This is a genomic window from Streptomyces sp. NPDC046900 (assembly GCF_040644975.1).
Taxonomy (GTDB): Bacteria; Actinomycetota; Actinomycetes; order Streptomycetales; family Streptomycetaceae; genus Streptomyces.
Genome location: NZ_JBEYXD010000002.1, coordinates 208,007 through 226,982 on the forward strand (window position 1 = coordinate 208,007; position 18,976 = coordinate 226,982).

At 71.6% G+C, this 18,976-nt stretch carries 15 protein-coding genes; 11 read left to right on the forward strand and 4 right to left on the reverse strand.

Annotated features, from left to right (window positions below; genetic code table 11):
• Positions 1–21 precede the first annotated feature (21 nt).
• Positions 22–684, forward strand: a complete 663-nt coding sequence (locus ABZ904_RS03100) for a response regulator transcription factor (RefSeq protein WP_360989803.1) — start codon at positions 22–24, stop codon at positions 682–684.
• Positions 681–2,099 (forward strand): HAMP domain-containing sensor histidine kinase, encoded by a 1,419-nt coding sequence (locus ABZ904_RS03105; protein WP_360989800.1) that lies wholly within the window; start codon positions 681–683, stop codon positions 2,097–2,099. Before ABZ904_RS03100 ends, ABZ904_RS03105 begins: the two co-directional genes overlap by 4 nt.
• Here the strand turns inward: ABZ904_RS03105 and ABZ904_RS03110 are convergent.
• The 4 genes from ABZ904_RS03110 to ABZ904_RS03125 form a co-directional block, all read right to left on the reverse strand.
• The gene (locus ABZ904_RS03110; protein WP_359394190.1) at positions 2,080–2,979 is read right to left on the reverse strand and encodes a hypothetical protein; all 900 of its coding nucleotides are present in this window, start codon (positions 2,977–2,979) and stop codon (positions 2,080–2,082) included. The two genes, ABZ904_RS03105 and ABZ904_RS03110, sit on opposite strands and share 20 nt — an antisense overlap.
• Before the next feature lie 152 nt (positions 2,980–3,131).
• Positions 3,132–3,959, reverse strand: a complete 828-nt coding sequence (locus ABZ904_RS03115; protein WP_359394188.1) for a hypothetical protein — start codon at positions 3,957–3,959, stop codon at positions 3,132–3,134.
• A gap of 135 nt (positions 3,960–4,094) precedes the next feature.
• Positions 4,095–5,003: a lysylphosphatidylglycerol synthase domain-containing protein gene (locus ABZ904_RS03120; protein WP_359394416.1), complete on the reverse strand. Its 909-nt coding sequence runs from the start codon at positions 5,001–5,003 to the stop codon at positions 4,095–4,097.
• 59 nt (positions 5,004–5,062) lie between these two features.
• On the reverse strand, positions 5,063–6,577 hold the full coding sequence (locus tag ABZ904_RS03125; RefSeq protein ID WP_360989796.1) for a hypothetical protein: 1,515 nt from the start codon (positions 6,575–6,577) through the stop codon (positions 5,063–5,065).
• Between the two features lie 259 nt (positions 6,578–6,836).
• On the opposite strand from ABZ904_RS03125, the gene ABZ904_RS03130 reads away from it, so the two are divergent.
• The 9 genes from ABZ904_RS03130 to asnB all read left to right on the forward strand — a co-directional run bounded on the left by ABZ904_RS03130 (position 6,837) and on the right by asnB (position 18,964).
• Positions 6,837–7,238, forward strand: a complete 402-nt coding sequence (locus tag ABZ904_RS03130; RefSeq protein WP_359394184.1) for a BlaI/MecI/CopY family transcriptional regulator — start codon at positions 6,837–6,839, stop codon at positions 7,236–7,238.
• Entirely contained in the window at positions 7,235–8,137 is a 903-nt protein-coding gene (locus ABZ904_RS03135; RefSeq protein WP_359394182.1) for a M48 family metalloprotease, read from the forward strand. The genes ABZ904_RS03130 and ABZ904_RS03135 overlap by 4 nt, the downstream gene beginning before the upstream one ends.
• Positions 8,138–8,273: 136 nt before the next feature.
• Positions 8,274–8,909, forward strand: coding sequence for an RraA family protein (locus ABZ904_RS03140; RefSeq protein WP_360989792.1), 636 nt, complete (start codon positions 8,274–8,276; stop codon positions 8,907–8,909).
• A 1,086-nt stretch (positions 8,910–9,995) separates the two neighbouring features.
• On the forward strand, positions 9,996–11,474 hold the full coding sequence (locus ABZ904_RS03145; RefSeq protein WP_360989789.1) for a sugar transferase: 1,479 nt from the start codon (positions 9,996–9,998) through the stop codon (positions 11,472–11,474).
• A gap of 73 nt (positions 11,475–11,547) precedes the next feature.
• Complete coding sequence (locus tag ABZ904_RS03150; protein WP_360989786.1) at positions 11,548–12,864, forward strand: nucleotide sugar dehydrogenase; 1,317 nt, start codon at positions 11,548–11,550, stop codon at positions 12,862–12,864.
• Positions 12,854–14,119 carry a glycosyltransferase family 4 protein gene (locus tag ABZ904_RS03155; protein ID WP_360989783.1) on the forward strand — a complete coding sequence of 422 codons (1,266 nt, stop codon included), beginning with the start codon at positions 12,854–12,856 and terminating at the stop codon, positions 14,117–14,119. The genes ABZ904_RS03150 and ABZ904_RS03155 overlap by 11 nt, the downstream gene beginning before the upstream one ends.
• The gene (locus ABZ904_RS03160; protein WP_359412175.1) at positions 14,116–15,513 is read left to right on the forward strand and encodes a Wzz/FepE/Etk N-terminal domain-containing protein; all 1,398 of its coding nucleotides are present in this window, start codon (positions 14,116–14,118) and stop codon (positions 15,511–15,513) included. The genes ABZ904_RS03155 and ABZ904_RS03160 overlap by 4 nt, the downstream gene beginning before the upstream one ends.
• Positions 15,510–17,027 carry a Wzz/FepE/Etk N-terminal domain-containing protein gene (locus ABZ904_RS03165; protein ID WP_361820819.1) on the forward strand — a complete coding sequence of 506 codons (1,518 nt, stop codon included), beginning with the start codon at positions 15,510–15,512 and terminating at the stop codon, positions 17,025–17,027. Before ABZ904_RS03160 ends, ABZ904_RS03165 begins: the two co-directional genes overlap by 4 nt.
• Before the next feature lie 2 nt (positions 17,028–17,029).
• Entirely contained in the window at positions 17,030–18,964 is a 1,935-nt protein-coding gene (asnB, locus tag ABZ904_RS03170; protein WP_361820822.1) for an asparagine synthase (glutamine-hydrolyzing), read from the forward strand.
• Positions 18,965–18,976: the final 12 nt, after the last annotated feature.

Sequence of the window (18,976 nt, forward strand, 5' to 3'; positions counted from 1 at the left end):
CGCGCGACCCCATGGAGGACCATGCGCCACAAGATCCTGGTCGTCGAGGACGACCACGCCCTGCGGGACGTGCTGCTGCGCGGCCTGTGGGAGGAGGGGTTCGACACCGTGCCCGCCCCGGACGGCGCCACCGCCCTGCGGCTGGCCCGCGACGACGTCTCCGCGGCGGTCCTCGACATCGGACTGCCCGACGCCGACGGCCGTGACGTGTGCCAGGCGATCCGGGCCAACGGCTTCCTCGCGCCGGTCGTCTTCCTGACGGCCCATCACCGGCTCCCGGACCGGCTGTCCGGCTTCTCGGCCGGCGGCGACGACTACCTGTCCAAACCGTTCCACCTCGCCGAACTCGCCGCCCGGCTGCGCGCGGCCGTCAAGCGGGCCGCTCCCCGCCCGGCCGCGACCGCGGGCGACCTGGTCCTCGATCCCGTGCGGCACCGCTTCACCGTGCGCGGCGGGCACGTCGATCTGACGCCGACGGAGTTCCGTCTCCTCGCCGCGCTGATGGCGGCGGGCGGGGACATCGTGAGCCGCCGCGAACTGGTCCGGGCGGGCTGGCCCGAGGGCGCCCTGGTCAGTGACAACACGCTGGACCAGTATCTGACCCGGCTGCGCCGCAAGCTGCGCGAGTCGGGCAGCGACCTGACGATCGGCACCGCGCGCGGCATCGGGCACCGGCTGTCATGACGGCCGTCCCCGCCCGGCTCGTCGCACGCCCGGCACGGGCGGCGGCCCTGCTCCCCCGGCTGGCCCCGAGCACGCTGCGCGGCCGTCTCTCCCTGGTGGCGCTCACCACCGCCGCGCTCATCATGGTGATCCTCACCATCCTCTTCAACACGGTGGTCCGGCAGCACCTCCAGCGCCAGGCGGACGACGAACTGCGCACCCGGGCGGCGGCGGTCGCCACGACGGTCGACACCAGCGGCCCGAAGGTGCGCGTCCTGGAGACCTCCAACGACGCGCTCCTGGACGCCGACGTCTGGATCTACTCCGGTGCGCGCCTGCTCGAACAGCCCGCCTCCACCACCGCGCGGGGGCCGCTGACCCGTGTCGCGTACGGCTTGGTGGCGCACGGCGGCCAGGACTGCGTCACCGCCGAGGACCGCCACGCCGACGGACCCGTCCGGCTGTGCGCCGAGCCCGTGGCCCGGCGCACGGGAGGCAGTGCGGCGACCGTCGTCACCGCGTTGGACCTCACCCCGTACCGCAGTTCGGCGGACACGCTGCTGCTGGGATCGTTCGTCCTGGACACCGTGATGCTCGCCTGCACCTATGCGCTCACCCGTCTCGCGGTCGGACGGGCGCTGCGTCCCGTGGGCACCATGACCGACCAGGCCACGCAGTGGAGCGCCGTGGCCTCCGAACAACGCTTCGGCGCGTTGGGCCGGCCGGCGGAACTGGCCAGTCTCGGGCTGTCGTTGGACGCCCTCCTCGACCGTATCCGGGCGGTGCTGCGCCATGAACGGCAGCTGACCGCGGAGCTGTCGCACGAACTGCGCACCCCGCTCAGCAGGATCGTCGCCGAGCTGGACTGGTGGCAGGCCCACCCGCGCACGGACGGCGAGACAGGGGCCGCCCACGCCGTGATCGCCGACGCCGCCCAGTCGATGCGCACCATCTGCGACACCCTGCTGAACGACGCCCGCGAGGGCACGTCCACCGCTCCGGGGACGGCCGAAGTGCTGCCGGTGCTGCGTCGTCTGGCCGCCGGCCTCGCCGCCCCGGCTCAGCTGACGGTCGAGATCCGCGCAGGGGACGAGCGGCTGGAGGCGGGGGTCCCCGCCGCCCTGCTCCAGCGGACGGTCAGTCCGCTGCTCGCCAACGCCCTGCGCTTCGCCCACTCGTACGTCGCTGTCGAGGCCCGGCGCACGGTCGACGGCGTACGGATCGACGTCACGGACGACGGTCCGGGGGTGCCGGAGTCGTTCGCCGGGCGGCTCTTCCAGCCCGGGCAGCGAGCCGATCCGCACGACGGGCACGGAGGTGCGGGTCTCGGGCTTCCGCTCGCGCGACGCCTGGCCCGCTCGGCCGGCGGCGAGGTGCGCCACGATCCCGGCCACACCCCGGGCGCGCGGTTCGTGGTCACCCTGCCCGCCGGCTGACGGGATCCCGGCCGTCGGCGGCCGGCGGCGGTGCGACGGCGTGTCTGCGCTCCTGGACGTGGGCGTAGGTCATCAGGCCGAGCAGGATCGCGAGCAGCACGGCCGACGAGCCCGCGGTGCCGAGGTCGAGGCCGCCCTTGTCGGCCGGCTTGGTGAGGAAGTCACCGGCGGTGGCGCCGAGCGGGCGGGTGAGCACGAAGGCGATCCAGAACAACACCACATTGGGCACCGCGGGCACCCGCATCAGGACGACGAGCACCAGCAGCGCACCGGTCACGAGCAGTGCGCCGCCCCCGTAGCCGAGGCCGGAGCTGTCGGAGAGGAAGTCGCCCATCGAGGTGCCGAGGGTGTTGGAGACGAGGATCGCCGACCAGAAGAGTGCCTCGCCGCGGAAGGTGACGATGTCGCGGATCTGGAACGTCATCCCGGTCAGCTTCCAGACGGTGAAGATGACGAGCAGGATCGAGATGAGGATGGCGGCGCCCGCGGGATAGCCGAGACCCAGGCCCTGGGGCCCCCAGCCGAGCGAGGTGGATCCCTTCGCCAGGTACTTTTCGCTGGCGTCGCGGTTCATGAAGTCGGACATCGTCGTGCCGGCCATGCTGGTCGACAGGATGACGGTCCAGTAGAAGAAGGGGTTGTAGCGGGCGGAGCGGAGCTGGACGACCAGGGTCACCACGAAGACCAGGAACAGCGCGATCGTGGTGAGGAAGTAGCCCAGCCTGAGGGTCTGGGCGAACAGGTCGCCCGCCGTCTCGCCCAGGGTGGTCGCCGCGATCTTCATGATCCAGAAGGCCAGGGTGACCTCCGGCAGTTTCTTCACCACGCTCCTTCGTGCCTCGGCGGCGCCGGGGCGGGTGAGGACTTCGGACTTCTCCACGGTGCGGACCCTCCAGTGCGGGCAATGACACAGGGCGCTCGTGGAAGGCGAGCGCCCTGCGCAGACGGTGGGGACGGCCGTGCGTCGCGGCCGCGTCGGGGTCCGACCCTGTCAGCGGTGACCTGAATCGATCCTGAACACGTGATGACCCGTCAGTTCGTGTTTGCCGCCGCACGCTCGGGCTCGGCGGCATCCGTGCGGGTCACCGAGAGGTAGATGACCAGGGCGAGGATGACGGTGAGGAACAGCGCGCTGGTCACGACGGTGCCCAGGCCGAGGCCGCCGTCACCGGTCGGCTGGGAGAGGTAGTCACCCATCGAGGCGCCCAGCGGACGGGTGAGGACGTAGGCGATCCAGAAGCTGGTCACGGCGCCCAGGCCGAGCGCGAAGCGGGCCACCGCGACCGCGGCGATCGCGAGGGCGAACAGGACCGCGGAGACCCAGTAGCCCAGGTTCATCTTCTCGGCGACGAGGTCGCCCGCGGCCGTGCCGAGGGCGAAGGTGAACAGGACCGCGAGCCAGTAGAAGGACTCGCGGCGCACGGTGTCGACGTGATGGATGGACAGGGTGCGCTCGGTGCGGTACCAGGCGGCGAACACGATCGCGAGGAGGACCGCGAACACCGTGGTGCTCAAGGTCAGCGGCACACCCATGTTGTCGGTGAGGTTGTCGCTGATCAGGGTGCCGACCACGCTGATCAGGGCCACGGCGAGCCAGTACACGCCGGGACGGTAGGCCTTGGTGCGGAACTGCACGACGAGCACCACCGCGAGCAGCGCGCTCATCAGCAGCGACACACCGGTCAGGCCGAGGCCCGCCTTGTCGTTGAGGAGGTCGGCCGCGGTCTCGCCGACCGTCGTGCACAGGACCTTGATGATCCAGAAGTAGACGGTGACCTCGGGGACCTTGTTCCAGCGCAGTCGCGGAGCGGCTTCGGCGGCGTCCCGGAGCCGGGCGTTCTCGGATATCTCAGATGTCATGAGGCCCGACGGTGCCAGCGGGAACCTGAACGCATCCTGACCGCTGCGCCGCATCACGCGCCCCCGCCGCGCACACTCGTGCGGCACACCACGGCCGGTCATCAGCCTGCTGACGCCGCTGCGACGCCCCGGCGGTCACAACTCCTTGCGCTTGACCAGCAGGGCGAGCATCACAAGGCCCGGGATCAACGGCAGCCACACCGTCAGCAGCCGGTAGCCGATGACCACGGAGGCCGCCACGCCGCCGGGGGCGCCGACGAGTGCGAGGGAGATGGCGAGCGCGGCGTCCAGGGAGCCGATACCGCCGGGGGTGGGCAGCAGTACGGCCGCACTGCTCGCCACGAGGTAGGCCAGCGCCACCTCCCCCGGCGGCAGCGGCAGACCGAGCGACCGGGCGACCGCGATCACCACCAGTGAGTGCAGCGAGGCGAAGGCCAGCGACCCGCCCCACAGGGCGGCCGCGCGGCCGGGGAGCCGGTGCACGGCTCGTACGTCCGCCAGCACGGCCCGCGAGGCGCGCCGCAGCGGTCCGCACAGGACCACCCCGAGCGCCACGGCGACAAGGACCGCGGCCGCCACCGCGACGGTGGAGAGGGGCGGCAGGCGTAGCAGTCCGGGGCCCGCCAGGGCCAGGACCGCGATCAGCGCGCCGCGCGACACGGCACCCGCGGTGGCCTTCACCGCCAGCGCCGTCGCCGAGCGGGGCACGGACAGTCCGCAGCGGGTCAGAAAGCGCAGGTTGACGGCGCCCGCGCCGGCGCCCGCGGGCAGCAGATGGTTGGCGGCGGAGGCGGCGAACTGCACGGCGACTAGGCGCGCCCCGGGCAGGCCCTCGGTCACGGCACCCTGCTGGGCGAGCGCCGAGCAGGCCCAGGTCGACACGGTGGCCGTCGCGGCGAACAGCAGCCAGCCCGGGTCGGCGCCGGCGAGCCGCGCGGCACCCGCCTCGATCACCGGCCAGTGGTGCCGGGCGAGGAAGGCGGCGCCGACGAGCACAACGAGGGTGGCGGCCACGTGCCAGGGGGCGCGCCCGCGCAGGGACATCAGCCGGGGGGCGGGCGGCGCGGACGTGGCCGGTGCCGCCTCGGTCGTGGTCGGAGGCGTCATCCGGGTCCGCCCCCTGCCGCCGTGGGGGCGACGTAGATGTGCACACCGTCGAAGGAGTGCGCGCTCCAGTCGTGCGCGTACGACGGCAGCCGGCCCGCGACGGTGTCCAGATAGGCGGCGGGCATGCGCCCGGCGATGCGCGCGATGTCCCCGGCGGTGCTGTTCTCGTTGCTGCCGTCGGTCGCGGCGGAGGAGCAGCCGGTGTAGAAGGCGATGGGGACGGATTCGTACCCGGCCAGCAGACAGGGCGGCCGCACACCCAGCCGGTGCAGTTCGGCGGCGGTACGGGACCAGGCGTGGCGGTCGGCGGTGGTGCGGTCCACGGTGCGGTGCAGCACCGTGTACTGCACGGCCAGATGCCCGGCAAGACCGAGCGCGAGGATCGACGCGGTGACCGGCCGCCACCGTCCGTCCGGCGCCGTGACCAGGTGAAAGAGCGCGTCGGCCACGGGAATCGCGAGCAGGGCGTAGGCGGGCAGCAGGAAGCGGGGCGCCGCGTATCCGATCAGGAACAGATACGGGAAGGCCGCCGTCACCGCGCAGACCACCGGCACCACGGTCCGGCTGGGGGGTGCCGGGCGCCGGGCCCGGAAGGCGATGACGACCGCCAGAACGGCGAGCGGCGGCAGGACGAACCACCAGGCCGTGATGGACGGGTTCGGCAGGGAGCCGGAGCACGGGCGGCACAGGGTGCGGCCGCCGAGGCTGCGCAGCTGGTCGCCGATCGCGATGCTCCAGCCCAGGCCGCCCTGTATGCGGGAGCCCTCGGACAGGCGCCGCAGGAGCCCTCCGTAGCTTCCGTACGCCTCGGCGGTCCACTGGGCCCATCCGACCGCGAGCCCGCCCACCAGCGCCAGCAGCACGGGCAGGCGCCGCCACCGGGGCAGGAAGATCAGCAGGAACAGCAGGGGTGCCGTGGTCCAGACGGCGTCGGTGGGCCGCATCAACGTCATGACCGCCACGCTCACGCCGACGCCCCACACGGCTGCCCGGTCGGCGGTGTCCGCGTGAGCGCGCAGAAAGCAGCCGACGGCGGCCAGGGCGCCGACCGCCACCCAGTAGTTGGGCATGGCCTGCGGGCCGTAGAAGAGGGTCACCCACAGGCTCGCGAAGAGTGCGCCGCCGAGGGCGAGGACGCGGGCCGGGAGGAGGCCGGACCAGGAACGCAGGGCGAGGAACAGGGAGGCGCCGGACAGCACCGCGAGGTAGAGCCTGAGCAGGGCGGTGGAGGAGGACCACGAGGTGACCGGGGCGACCAGGAAGGTTGTCCCCCGGGCGCGTGGCGCGCTGAAGTACGCGGCCGGGGCGTGGGCGCTGATCTGGCTGACGTACACCGTCTCGTCCCAGCCGAGTCCCATGCGGGGCCGTACGAGGAGGAGCTGGGCCAGTGTGAAGGCGGCCGCCACGAGGGCCATCAGACCCGGGCCGCGGTCGCGCCACGACATACCGGCCACCGACGGCCCCGTGAGCCGGCGGACCCCGGCCAGCGTGGTGTACCCGCTGTTGGTCATACCCATCCTCACCCCCTACAGGCCATAGGGGCATCACACCCTACAGTACGTAGGGTTGACGGTCGAAATCAGGGACGAATCAGGCAAATCACGCCTAAGTTAACCCGGTTGACCTTGGGGTGCAGTTCGAGTGGGGTGGCCACCCGGCCACCTTTCGGCGTCATTGCGCCGATCGGGTGAACGCACAGCGCTCCGGCGGGAAGGCGGTGCGCTCCGCCCGCCGCCGTCGCGCTCCCCTACGCGCTGTAAGGTTGCGGGCATGGCTGGCACAGGCCCCCAGGGCAGAGCGGAACGGCGCAACGCCGGTGAGCTGGAGAGCGAGGTGCTCGCCACACTGTGGGCCACCGAGCAGGCGCTCACGCCGGCCGAGATCCAGGCCGATATCGGCGGCGGCCTCGCCTACAACACCGTGCACACCATTCTGAAGCGCCTCTACGACAAGGGGCTCGTCCTGCGCGACGTGGACGGGCGGCGCGGCGCGTACCGGCCCGCGAAGAACGCGGCCGAGCTGACCGCCGAGGCCATGCACGAGGCCCTGGACCGCGGACCCGACCCGATCGCCACGCTCCAGCAGTTCGTCTCCGGCCTCAGCCCCGAGGAGGAGCAGGCCCTGCGTGATCTCCTCGGCGGGCCACCGCTCCCCGACGGAGGCGGCGTATGAGGATCGACGTCTACCTCCCGATCCTGCTCTCGCTGCTGCTGACGTCCCTCAGTCCCCTGGTCGGCCGACGGGTGGCGCCCGCGCTCGCGGTCCGGGTGCTGGCCACGTCCGCCGTCTTCACCGCGGCCGCCACCACCTGGTCGCTGCTCCTGCTCGCGGTCACCCTGGTGAACCAGGCGCCGCCGGTCGTCGCGGACGCCCGCGACGACGGCCGCCGGCTGCCCGACCCGGTCCCGGAGACGATCGCCGTGGCCGCGACCCTCGCACTCGTACTGGTCGCCGTGCGCGTGTACCGGACCGTCCGCGCCGAGCGCACCACCCGCCGCGCACTGCGCCGCCTGTGCGCCGGGTATCCCGAGGACACGGAACTCGTCGTCGCCGCGTCGTCCCGGGCACAGGCGTTCGCCATCCCCGGCAACGCCGGGGCACCGGGCCGGATCCTGGTCACCTCGGCGATGCTGAGCGCGCTCGAACCGGCGGAGCGCCGGGTGCTGCTGGCCCACGAGCGCGCCCATCTGGCCCACCGGCACGCGTTCCTGGCGAATGCCGTCGCCCTCGCCGTCGCGGCCGACCCGCTGCTCGCACCGGTACGCACCACCGTCACCTTCCTCGTCGAGCGCTGGGCGGACGAGCAGGCGGCCGACGTGGTCGGCGACCGCTCCACGACGGCCCGCGCCCTGGCGCGCGCGGCCCTCAGCGCCGAACGCCGCTCCCCGTCCTGTGCGCTGTACTTCAGCGACCACGCGGTCGTCCGGCGCATCGCCGCCCTCCAGGCCGGCCCGCCTCCGCACCTGTGGCCGCTCGCCGCGACGACGCTCGCCCTCGGCGCACTTCCGGCCCTGGGGGCCGCGGACGCGACGGGGGATCTGCTGCGGCTGCTGGAGCACGTCCTGGTGTGACCCGCCCGCACCGTCCCGCCCCCCGGGGCCGGACTCCGCACAGGACGCTCCCCCCGCTCAACTCCCGGTGCCCGAAGGGATGATCGTCGGCACCCCGGAAGCGTAGAGTCGATGATCGTCCGAACGGAGGAGCCCCATGACCGACGCCACCGGAACCGCCGGCGCATTCAAGGACATCCCGACCACCACCCTCGCCGACCTGCTCGGCCGCGAGCAGGTCATGGACATCGGCATCCGCCCGCTGTGGCCCTCGGGGCCACGCGTGGCGGGTCCGGCGTTCACGGTCCGCTGCCCTCCCGGCGACAACCTGATGCTGCATGCGGCGATCCACCGCGCGGAGCCCGGTTCGGTCATCGTCGTCGAGTCGGGAGACGTCGACTACGCGCTCGCGGGAGGGAACGTGTGCGCCGTCGCCAAGCGCCGGGGAGTCGCCGCGTTCGTGGCCGACGGCGTCATCCGCGACCTGGCGGAGGTCCGCGAAATCGGCTTCCCGGTCTTCGCCCGGGGTGTCATCCCGATCCCGGGCACCAAGAACGCCGTGGAGCCGCTCAATGTGACGGTGCGGTGCGGCGGTGTCCAGGTACACGCCGGCGACGTGGTGGTGGCCGACGAGGAGGGCGTGGTGGTGGTCCCAGCCGCCCGTCACGAGGAGATCCTCGCCGCCGCCCGGAAGAAGCTCGCGAAGGAGGCGCAGGAAACCCTCGACATGTGGGAGAAGGCACACCGGGCGAAGATCGACGCGATTCTGTCGGAGAAGGGGTTCGAGGACTGAGCCACTCTTGACGGGACGTCAAGCATCCAGCTCGGAGCCCTCTGGCTGCTTCGGGCGGACGCACGGCGTGGTCCAACGCCTGCCCAGGTCTGGGACTACGCAGAACCCCAGGTGACTGTCCAGCGGGAACATCACACACCTGCGGGGCCGTTCACCGGCGTCTTCGACGACCGGCCGCAGACGCGGGGACACCTCCCGGAGCAACACGCGCCAGTACGCCTCGATCACGCCGACCGTGCTTCCGCGTTCACACGCTGCCTGGATCTCCGCGTACTCCACGAACGCCCACCGCGAGGCGAGTTCCTCGAACGACGCCCCACCGGGAGCCACGATTCGGCCACGTCACGCACGTCGGCCGGCTCCGCCGCACTTCCGTCGGCGAGTCCCCGATCACGTCGTGCGCCTCGTTGTCGGGGTCGGTCGCCCCGACCACCTCGGGCACCCTCACCGGCACGCCGCAGGGCACGAACAGCGGGACGTCGTTGCCGAACTGGGCGCCGTAGAAAGACCGTTGCAGCTCGCGATCACTACCGCGTGGAAGCCGCGCCGGGGCCGGGCGCGCTGCTGGCGCGCGCGGCGGCGTCAAGGCACGCGTAGGCAGTCACCCATTGGTGGGTGAGCCTCAAATCTTGAGCACAATTTCCACACATCCCTCTCTTCATACCGGCCTCCATGGTCTAGATTGACCGTGCTTCAGCTGTTCGGACATGAGGCGACCAATGATGATCTATAGGTCCAGCGCTACGGGAAGCCAGCAGTCGCGTCCCCGGCGCCAGACGTGGGGGTGATCAGTTCTTGGAGCCCGGGGGGCTTTGGGTGCGGAGGGCACCCGAGGTTTTCGGCGGGTTCCCGCGCGCCTTGAGAGTCCGGCAGGGCATTCAAGTCTGCCGCTGCCAGGGTGGGTTGTTCGAGCAGCTCTGACATAGCCGGGATCATGCTCGGGAGGCGGGGCCTCCCAGGGGGAGGAACAGCGCGGCGCGGGAGGCGGAGCCTCCAGGGGGAAGAACAGCGCAACACGGGGGGCGGGGGCCTCCCGGAACAGTGTTAGGCGAACACGTCGAACCACTGGGGACCTTGGGGGGTTCTGTGCAACAGGGGGGACTGGCGCGCCCATTTCCGTCGGCGCGCGAGCATCTGGCGAACGGGGCGATCAAGCAGCCCGCGATCGAGTGGGAACAGCGGTACCGCCGTACCGTGATCATCAGCGACACCGTGGCCACCGCCTTCGTGGTGGGGGCGATCGGCGACTTCTTCGGGGCCCGGGACGCGGCCAACTGGCATGAGAAGTGGGGAATTCTCGCTTTCTGCACCGAGCTGCTGGTGCTGGGGACGCTTGCGGTGAGCCGGGCGTGGGCTCCGGCCGTGCTCGGCCAGGGTGCCGAGGAATTCCGCCGGCTCGGACGCTCACTGTTCACGGCGACCGTCGTACTGGCGCTCGGCGGGATCGCACTCACCTCGCGCAACATCAAGCTCTGGATCTTCGTCGCGATCCCCGCGATCGGGTTCATCACCATGACCGCGCGGTATCTGCTGCGCCTCCGGCTGCACAAACAGCGGAAGGAAGGCCTGTGCCTGCGACCGGTGCTCGCTGCCGGGAGCCTGGCCACCGTGCGCGACCTGATCACCCGAACCCGCAAGCTCCCGCACCTCGGCTGGCGGGTGGATGCGGTGTGCACGACGGACGGTCTCGGCCTCGACGGTGACCAGCTGGACGGAGTGCCGGTCGTCGGCCGGCTGGCGGACGTGGCCAACCACGTCCACCGCGACGGCTACCGTGTCATCGCGGTCACACCGGACCCGCACTGGTCACCGGACCGGTTGCAGCGGCTGGCCTGGAACCTCGAAGGCAGCGAAGCCGAAATGGTCGTGGCTCCCGTCCTGATGGAGGTGGCCGGCCCGCGGCTGCACGTCGACGCGGTGCTCGGGATCCCGCTGCTGCGGGTCAGCATGCCGACCTTCACCGGGGGCCGCCGGGCGATCAAAGTGGTCGTCGACCGGCTGGGCGCAGCGATCCTGCTGATCCTGTTCGCGCCGCTGATGGTGGTCGTCGGGCTGCTCGTGCTGATGGACAGTCGGGGTGGGGCGTTCTACCGCCAGCGCAGAGTCGGCAAGCACGGCCGCGAGTTCACCATTCTCAAGTTCCGCACCATGGTCGTCGGGGCTCATGGGGCACGTGCCGAGCTGGCCGACCTCAACGAGGGCTCCGGCCTGCTGTTCAAGGTCCGCCGGGATCCGCGGGTGACCCGGGTGGGAGCGGTGCTGCGCCGGTACTCGATCGACGAACTCCCGCAGCTTTTCAACGTGCTCACCGGATCGATGTCGCTCGTCGGTCCGCGGCCTCCGTTACCGGAGGAGTCCGCTGCGTACGGCCCGGACATCCGGCGCCGGCTGCTGGTCAGGCCCGGACTCACCGGCCTGTGGCAGATCAGCGGACGCAGCGACCTGTCGTGGGAGGAGGCCGTCCGGCTGGATCTGCGGTACGTGGAGGACTGGTCGCTCGCCCTGGACACAGTGATCTTGTGGAAGACGCTGCGTGCGGTGGTGTATGGGCAGGGGGCCTACTGATGCGCGAGGGTCGTCGTCCGGCCGACGTGCGGAACGCAGGCCGGGAGGGCCTGCCTGGGGGGAGGAACGGGTCATGAAGGTCAGCGTTTTCGGGCTCGGCTACGTGGGCTGCGTGTCGGCCGCGTGCCTGGCCAGCATGGGGCACGAGGTCATCGGGGTGGACGTGAACCAGGTGAAGGTCGACCTGGTCAACGACGGCAAGGCCCCGGTGGTCGAGGAGGGGATCGGCGAGCTCATCGCCGAGGTCGTGCGGGCCGGAGCGCTGCGCGCCACCGGCGACGTCCGCGAGGCAATCATGGGCAGTGAGGTGTCGCTGGTCTGCGTGGGCACGCCGTCGGAGCCCAACGGCAGCCTGTGCACCACGTACTTGGAGCGGGTCACCGAGCAGATCGGCGCCGCGCTGGCCGAGCGGGGTGGGCGGCACACCGTCGTGTTCCGCAGCACCATGCTCCCGGGCACCTGCCTGAACCTGCTGGTACCGATCCTGGAGAAGTACGTCGGCGGAACGGCCGGGGTGGACATCGGAGTCGCGGTCAACCCGGAGTTCCTGCGCGAGGGCACGAGCGTGCGGGACTTCTTCGACCCGCCCAAGACCGTCATCGGCGAGCTCGACCCGGCAAGCGGCGATGTGGTGATGGAGCTGTACGACGGCTTGCCCGGCGAGGTGTTCCGGGTGCCGGTCCCGACGGCCGAGGCGATCAAGTATGCGGACAACGCGTTCCACGGCCTCAAGATCGGCTTCGCGAACGAGCTGGGCGCGGTGTGCCAGGCGCTCGGGGTGGACTCGCACCAGGTGATGGACGTGTTCCTGGCCGACCGCAAGCTGAACATCAGCCCCGCCTACCTGCGTCCCGGCTTCGCCTTCGGTGGCTCCTGCCTGCCCAAGGACCTGCGCAGCCTGGTCCACGCGGCGCAGCGGGCGGACGTCTCGGTGCCCATCCTCGCCCACGTGCTGCCCTCCAACTCCGACCATCTGCAGCGGGCGGTGGAGCTGGTCGAGCGCACCGGCAAGCGCCGGGTGGGCCTGTTCGGGCTGTCCTTCAAACCCGGCACCGACGACCTCCGCGAGAGCCCGCTCGTCGAGCTGGCCGAGAGGCTCTTCGGCAAGGGTTACGACCTGCGGATCCACGACGCCAACGTGAGCCTCTCCCGGCTGCTCGGCGCGAACCGCGAGTACATCGAGACCCGGCTGCCGCACCTCGCGCAGCTGCTCGCGGATTCCGTCGACGAGGTCCTTGAGCACGCCGAGGTGTGCCTGGTCGGGACCAGGGATCCGGCCGTGCTGTCGGCGCTGCCCCATGGCGACGGCCCGGTGATTGTCGACCTCATCCACCTTCCCGACGCCGAGGCGCGCCGGGCCGAACCGGGGTACATGGGCCTTGCTTGGTAAAGCGACCAGCGGCGACCGGCCAGACCGGCGCGCGCTGATCCTTGTGGAGAACCTGTCGGTGCCGTTCGACCGGCGGGTGTGGCAGGAGTGCACGACGCTGCGCGACGCGGGCTGGAAGGTGCACGTCATCTGTCCCCAGGGGAGTAAGCGGGACACGGAGCCGGAGGCGGAGATCGACGGGGTGCGGATCCACCGCTACCCGTTGCGCGCGGCCATCGGAGGGCCGGCCGGCTACCTGCGGGAGTACGGATCGGCGTTGTGGCATACGTTCCGGCTGGCCCGGAAGGTCGGCCCAGTCGATGTGGTCCACGCCTGCAACCCGCCCGACCTGCTGTTCCTGCCGGCACTGTGGCTGAAGCGACGCGGAGCGCGGTTCGTCTTCGACCAGCACGACCTGGTACCCGAGCTGTACCTCTCCCGGTTCGGCCGCGGCGAAGATCTGCTCTACCGCGCCGTGTGCGCGCTGGAACGGCTGACCTACCGGGCCGCCGACGTCGTGCTCGCCACGAACGAGAGCTACCGGGACGTCGCGGTGCGCCGTGGCGGTCGGCGGCCGGCGGACGTTTTCGTGGTGCGCAGCGCGCCCGACATCGACCGGTTCCACCCCGTGGCGCCCGAGCCGGAGTTGAAGCGCGGCAAGCCTCATCTGCTGTGTTACCTCGGCGTCATGGGCCCGCAGGACGGCGTCGACTACGCCTTGCGGGCCCTCGCGAAGCTGCGCGACGAGGTCGGGCGGACCGACTGGCATGCGGTGTTCGTCGGTGCCGGCGACACCTTCGAGGCGATGGTGGAACTGTCCCGGCAGCTCGGGCTCTCGGAGCAGGTGCAGTTCACCGGGCGCATTCCGGACGCCGATCTGGTGCGCTACTTGTCCACCGCGGACGTGTGCCTCTCCCCTGACCCGCACAATCCGCTCAACGACGTGTCGACCATGAACAAGGTCCTGGAGTACATGGTGATGGGCCGGCCGGTTGTCTCATTCGACCTCCGGGAGGCACGAGTCTCCGCCGATGACGCCGCCGTCTACGCACCCGCCAACGACGAGGCCGAGTTCGCCAAGCTCATCGCGCTGCTGCTGGACGATCCGGAGAAGCGGGCCTTGATGGGCAAGATCGGCCAGGAGCGAATCAGCGGGCCGCTCTCCTGGCGGAACTCCCAGCGATCGCTGCTCGCCGCCTACGCCGCTGCCTGCCGTGGCCGCACCCCGGCGTCGGAGGGCGACCGGGTCCGGACAGCGAAGGGGTCCCGGCCGTGAGCGACGACACGATACGCCTGGTCACAGTCGGGCGGATTCTCCGCCGTCGCTGGCGGCTTCTCATCGTCTTCGCCGTGGCGGGCGCGCTCGTCGGCTACGGCGCCTCTTCGCTGTTTCCGCCGCGCTACACGACGTCGACATCGGTGCTGCTGTCGGGACAGTGGGAGGAGCGAGAGCTGCTGACCCAGGCGGAGATCGCGACCAGTTCGGTGGTGATCGACCGCTCGGCTGCCGCGCTCCGCTGGACCGGGGGCAGCGGCACCAAGCTGAAGGATCACGTGGGCGCCCAGGTAACCGAGGGAAACATCATCAAGATCTCGGGTACGGCCGACACCCCGAAGCACGCGCAACAGCTCTCCGACGAGGTGGCCCGGCAATTCGTCACGTTCGCCGCGCAGATCGCGAACGACAGAGCCGATTCCCCTTCGGCGACGCAGTCCAAGGCATTGCGGCAGCTGGTGACGCAGACCAGCCGCCGCATCAGCGCCCTGGCCGATGCGGCCGATCCGGGGAAGCACGTGGAGAGCGTCCAGGCCCGCACCCAGCTCGAACAGCTGCGCACCGCGCTGGGGGAGGCCGTGGACAAGCTGGAGCAGGCAGGCCCGGCAGCCAACGAGGGCAGCATGGTCGTCGTGGGGTCGGCGGCCCGGCCGACCGGTCAGACGCCGCCCACGAGGACGCAGCTCGTCGGCGGCGGGGCACTGCTGTTCTTCCTGATCACGGTCATCGGCCATCTCGCCGCCGCACGGTCGGGTCGCCGGCCGCGCACCGAACCGGAGATCACCGCGGCGCTGGGGTCGGCGCTGCTGGGCACCGTCGACGTACCTGGTGAACGGCGCGCGCACGGGCCGAAAGGCCGCGGCCCGCTGGGCTGGACGCGTTGGCTGCTGGGCGTCGAAACCCGGTGGGACCTGCCGGCCCCGCGGTCATCCGGCGACGAGGCCAGCAGGCAGATCCGCTACCGGCGGGTGGGTGCCCGCCTGCGGGAGCAGCTGCCGGCCCCACGGCGGCTGCTGGTTGTCGTCCCGGACGGCGACACCATCGCCGCCCGGGCCGCAGCACGGATCGTGGCCGAGGCCGGGGGTGATCCTTCCTCAAGCTCTTCGAGCAGGGCAGACCCCATGCTGCGCGTGGTGCGGGTTTCGGTGTCCCGGCCGGTGGTGCCGGACCGCGTCACCGAGTCCGGCATTCTGGTCGTGCTCAGCGCGGGCAGCCGGACCGCGGGGGAGCTCGCCGGCATCGCCGAGGCGTGTGCGGACGCCAGGCACGATGTCGTCGGCTTCGTCGTCGCCAGTGCGGTCCGGGCCCCTCGGATGCGGTCCGCCGGCCGTCCCTCGAACAACGCCACGCCGGCGACGACGGTCGGCGCGGACATGACGGGAGGTTCGGTGTGACGACGAGCACGTCCTCGGAGCCGTCGGCCGCCGCTCCGCTGATCGACCTGCAGGCGCTGGTGGTGGCGGTGCGCAGGCGGCGCCGCCTCTGGTGCTCCATGGCGCTGCTGGGACTGTTCGTCGGCGCGGCGCTGGCAGTCCTGCTGCCCCCGCGGCCGACCGCGGTGACCAAGGTGCTGGTCGCGCATCAACAAGACCAGCCGAGCGACCCCGGAACGCTGATCCGCACCGACGCCGCGCTGCTGCAGACCACGCGGATCGCCGACAAGGCCCTGCGGGCCCTCAAGTCCTCGGAAAGCCCGGAAGACTTCATGGCGGACTACCAGGGCATCGGGCTGACCAACAACGTGTTGCAGATCACCGCGAGAGGTGACAGCGACGTGGAGGCGTCGGCCCGCGCCAAGGCGCTGGCAGACGTGTTCGTCGCGGACCATGTGGCGCGGCTGAAGGCGGCCGCGAACGCCGAGGCCGATGCCCTGCTCGGCCAGGGCGACCGCCTGCAGAACGAACTCGCCCAGGTCAACGAGGCGATCGGACAGGGACCGTCGGCGAACGCGTCGGCGACCCTCGAGTCGCTCTACGCCCGCCGGGCCGCGCTCACCTCGCAGATCGCCGATTTCAAACAGCGCGCCGAGGAAGCGCGCATCGGCACGCCCCAGCTCATCGCCGGCACACAGATCGTGGACGACCCGACCGCGGTGCGGCACTCCCTACCCAAGGCCGTCGCCACCGACGCCGTGATCGGGTGCGTCCTCGGGCTCGTCCTCGGGCTCGCGTTGGCCGCGATCGGCACGGTGGTGGCGGACCGTCCCGTGCTGCGCCGGGAGATCGCCGTGAACCTGGGCGCCTCGGTCATCGCGGAGCTGCGCCCCGCACCCCGCCGGTCGGCCATGCCGTGGCGGCGCCGACGGACCAGGGACGCGCGCGAACGGCTCACCAGGACCCTGGCCCGCGCAGTGCGCGGCTCGGCGGAACCGGTGTCGCTGCTGGAACTGGGCTGTGCGCGCAGCGCGGCCGCGATCGCTCTGGACCTCGCCAGGGCACTGGCGGAGGAGGAGCCACTGGTGATCATCGACGGTCTGCCCGGCCGGCAGTTCGCCGGCCGCCGTCAGGAACCGGGAGACCCTGTCGTGGTCAGCGGCGAGCGTGCTGCGGCCGCGCCGCAGCCGGAGCACCGGCTCGGCGTCGGCTCGGTCGCGCCCGGCACGGCGTGGACCGACCTGCAGTACCTCGGCACCCGGACCGTGCTCGTCGTCCGTGCCGGGCACGGCAGCGCCGCATGGCTGCACACCGTGGCGCGGCAGCTCGCGGACCTGCGCATCGCGGTGATCGGTGTGGTGCTGATCGACCCCGATCCGCGTGACCGGACCGACGGCACGCTGTGGGACGGGCTGCACACCGCGCTGCGCGGCCGCAGCGAGCGCCCGGCCCGGCCGGGCGGCACGGGCCAGCCGCACACGAGGCGGACGTCATGGGCCGTACGGGTCCCGGACAACGACCAGGAGACGCGGTAGACATGTGTGGCATCGCAGGCGCTTACCGATGGCCGGACGGAAAGGCCGTGACTGACCGGCTCACCGACATCCTGGCCCACCGCGGTCCGGACGGCGCGGGTCGGTACAGCCACCCGGTCGGCGACGGCGATGTGCACCTCGGGCACCGTCGGCTGGCCATCATCGACCTGTCCGAGACCGGCGCCCAGCCGATGGTCTCGAACGGCCTCGTCCTGACGTACAACGGCGAGCTGTACAACGCGCCCGAGCTGCGGGCCGAGCTGGCCGCCGCCGGGGTGCGCTTCCGCGGCACCTCCGACACCGAGGTGCTGCTGGAGGCCTGGCGGCGCTGGGGCACGGACTGCCTGCCCCGGCTGCGCGGCATGTTCGCGTTCGGGGTCTTCGACGAGCGGACCGGTGAGCTGGTGCTCGCCCGCGACCAGCTCGGCATCAAGCCGCTGTTCCTGCTCCGGCGCGGTGAGGGCCTGGTGTTCGCCTCCGAGCTCAAGGCGCTCGCCGCCGTGACCGGCGGGACGCTGGAGGTGGACCATGCGGCGCTGGTGGCCTCGCTGCTGTACTACTGGGTGCCGGACTCGCGCTGCGCGTTCCGTGAGGCGGAGAAGCTGCCGCCGGGGAGCTGGCTGCGGTGCCGGCCCGACGGCCGGATGGAGCGCGGCCGGTTCTGGAACCTGAAGGACGTCGCCGCCGAGGGGCGGGAGCGGGCCCTCGGCGGCGAGCGGCCGGACCTGGCCGCCATCGTCGAGGAGTCGACCCGGCGGCACCTGCTGTCCGACGTACCCGTGGCGACCTTCCTCTCCGGCGGTCTTGACTCCAGCTACCTGACCGCGCTGGCGTCCCGTCACCAGTCCGGGATCTCCGCCTACACGATCGGGTTCCGCGCCGAGGACGCGAGGTTCGAGGCGATGCCGGACGACCTGCGCTATGCCCGGCGGGTGGCCGAGCGGTTCGGCGTCGACCTGCACGAGATCGAGATCGCTCCGAACGTGCTCGACCTGCTGCCGCAGATGACGTACGCCCTGGACGAGCCGATCGGCGACCCCGCCGCGATCAACACGTTTCTGATCTGCTCGGCCGCCCGGGAGGCCGGGGTCAAGGTGATGCTCTCGGGGATGGGCGCCGACGAGCTGTTCGCCGGCTACCGCAAGCACCTGGCCAACCTGATCGCGCTGCGCTACCAGCGCGTCCCGCGCCCCCTGCGGCGCGGGATGTCCAGGGCCGTGGACCGGCTGCCGGTCGCGACGAGCCGCCGGGGGTACCGGTCGGTGCGCTTCGCGAAGCGGTTCCTCTCCTTCGCCGACCTGCCGGAGGAGACCGCGTTCCGGCGCAGTTACACCATGTACGACCAGGACGAGCTGCTCGCCCTGGTCGATCCGGACCTGGCCCCGGCGGTCGAGGACGTGCTGACCGAGCACGCCGACGTCTACCAGGACAACGACCTCGACGACTTCGTCAACCGGATGTGCCTGGGCGACGCCCGGATGTTCCTGCCGGGCCTCAACCTCACGTACACCGACCGGTCGAGCATGGCCGCGTCGACCGAGGTACGGGTGCCGTACGTGGACGTCGAGGTGGTCAGGGCGGCGTTCGCGATGCCCGGTGACCGCAAGATCGTCGGACGGCAGGGCAAGGCCGTCCTCAAGGAGGCGGCCACCTCGATCCTGCCCCACGAGATCGTGTACCGGCCCAAGGGCCTGTTCAGCGCCCCGCTGCGCGCCTGGATGAGCCGGGATCTGGCACCGCTGGTCCGCGAGGTGGTGAACGACGGTGAGCTCGTCCGTTCCGGGCTCCTGCGCCGCGACGCCCTGGCGCGCATGGTCGCCGAGGACGCTGCCGGGCAGCGGGACTTCTCCAAGCATCTGTGGCATGTGCTGACCCTCGAGTACTGGTACCGCGACGCGACCTCCAGGTCCGGCCGGGACGCTCGCTCGGCGGCGTAGAAGACGGCGTAG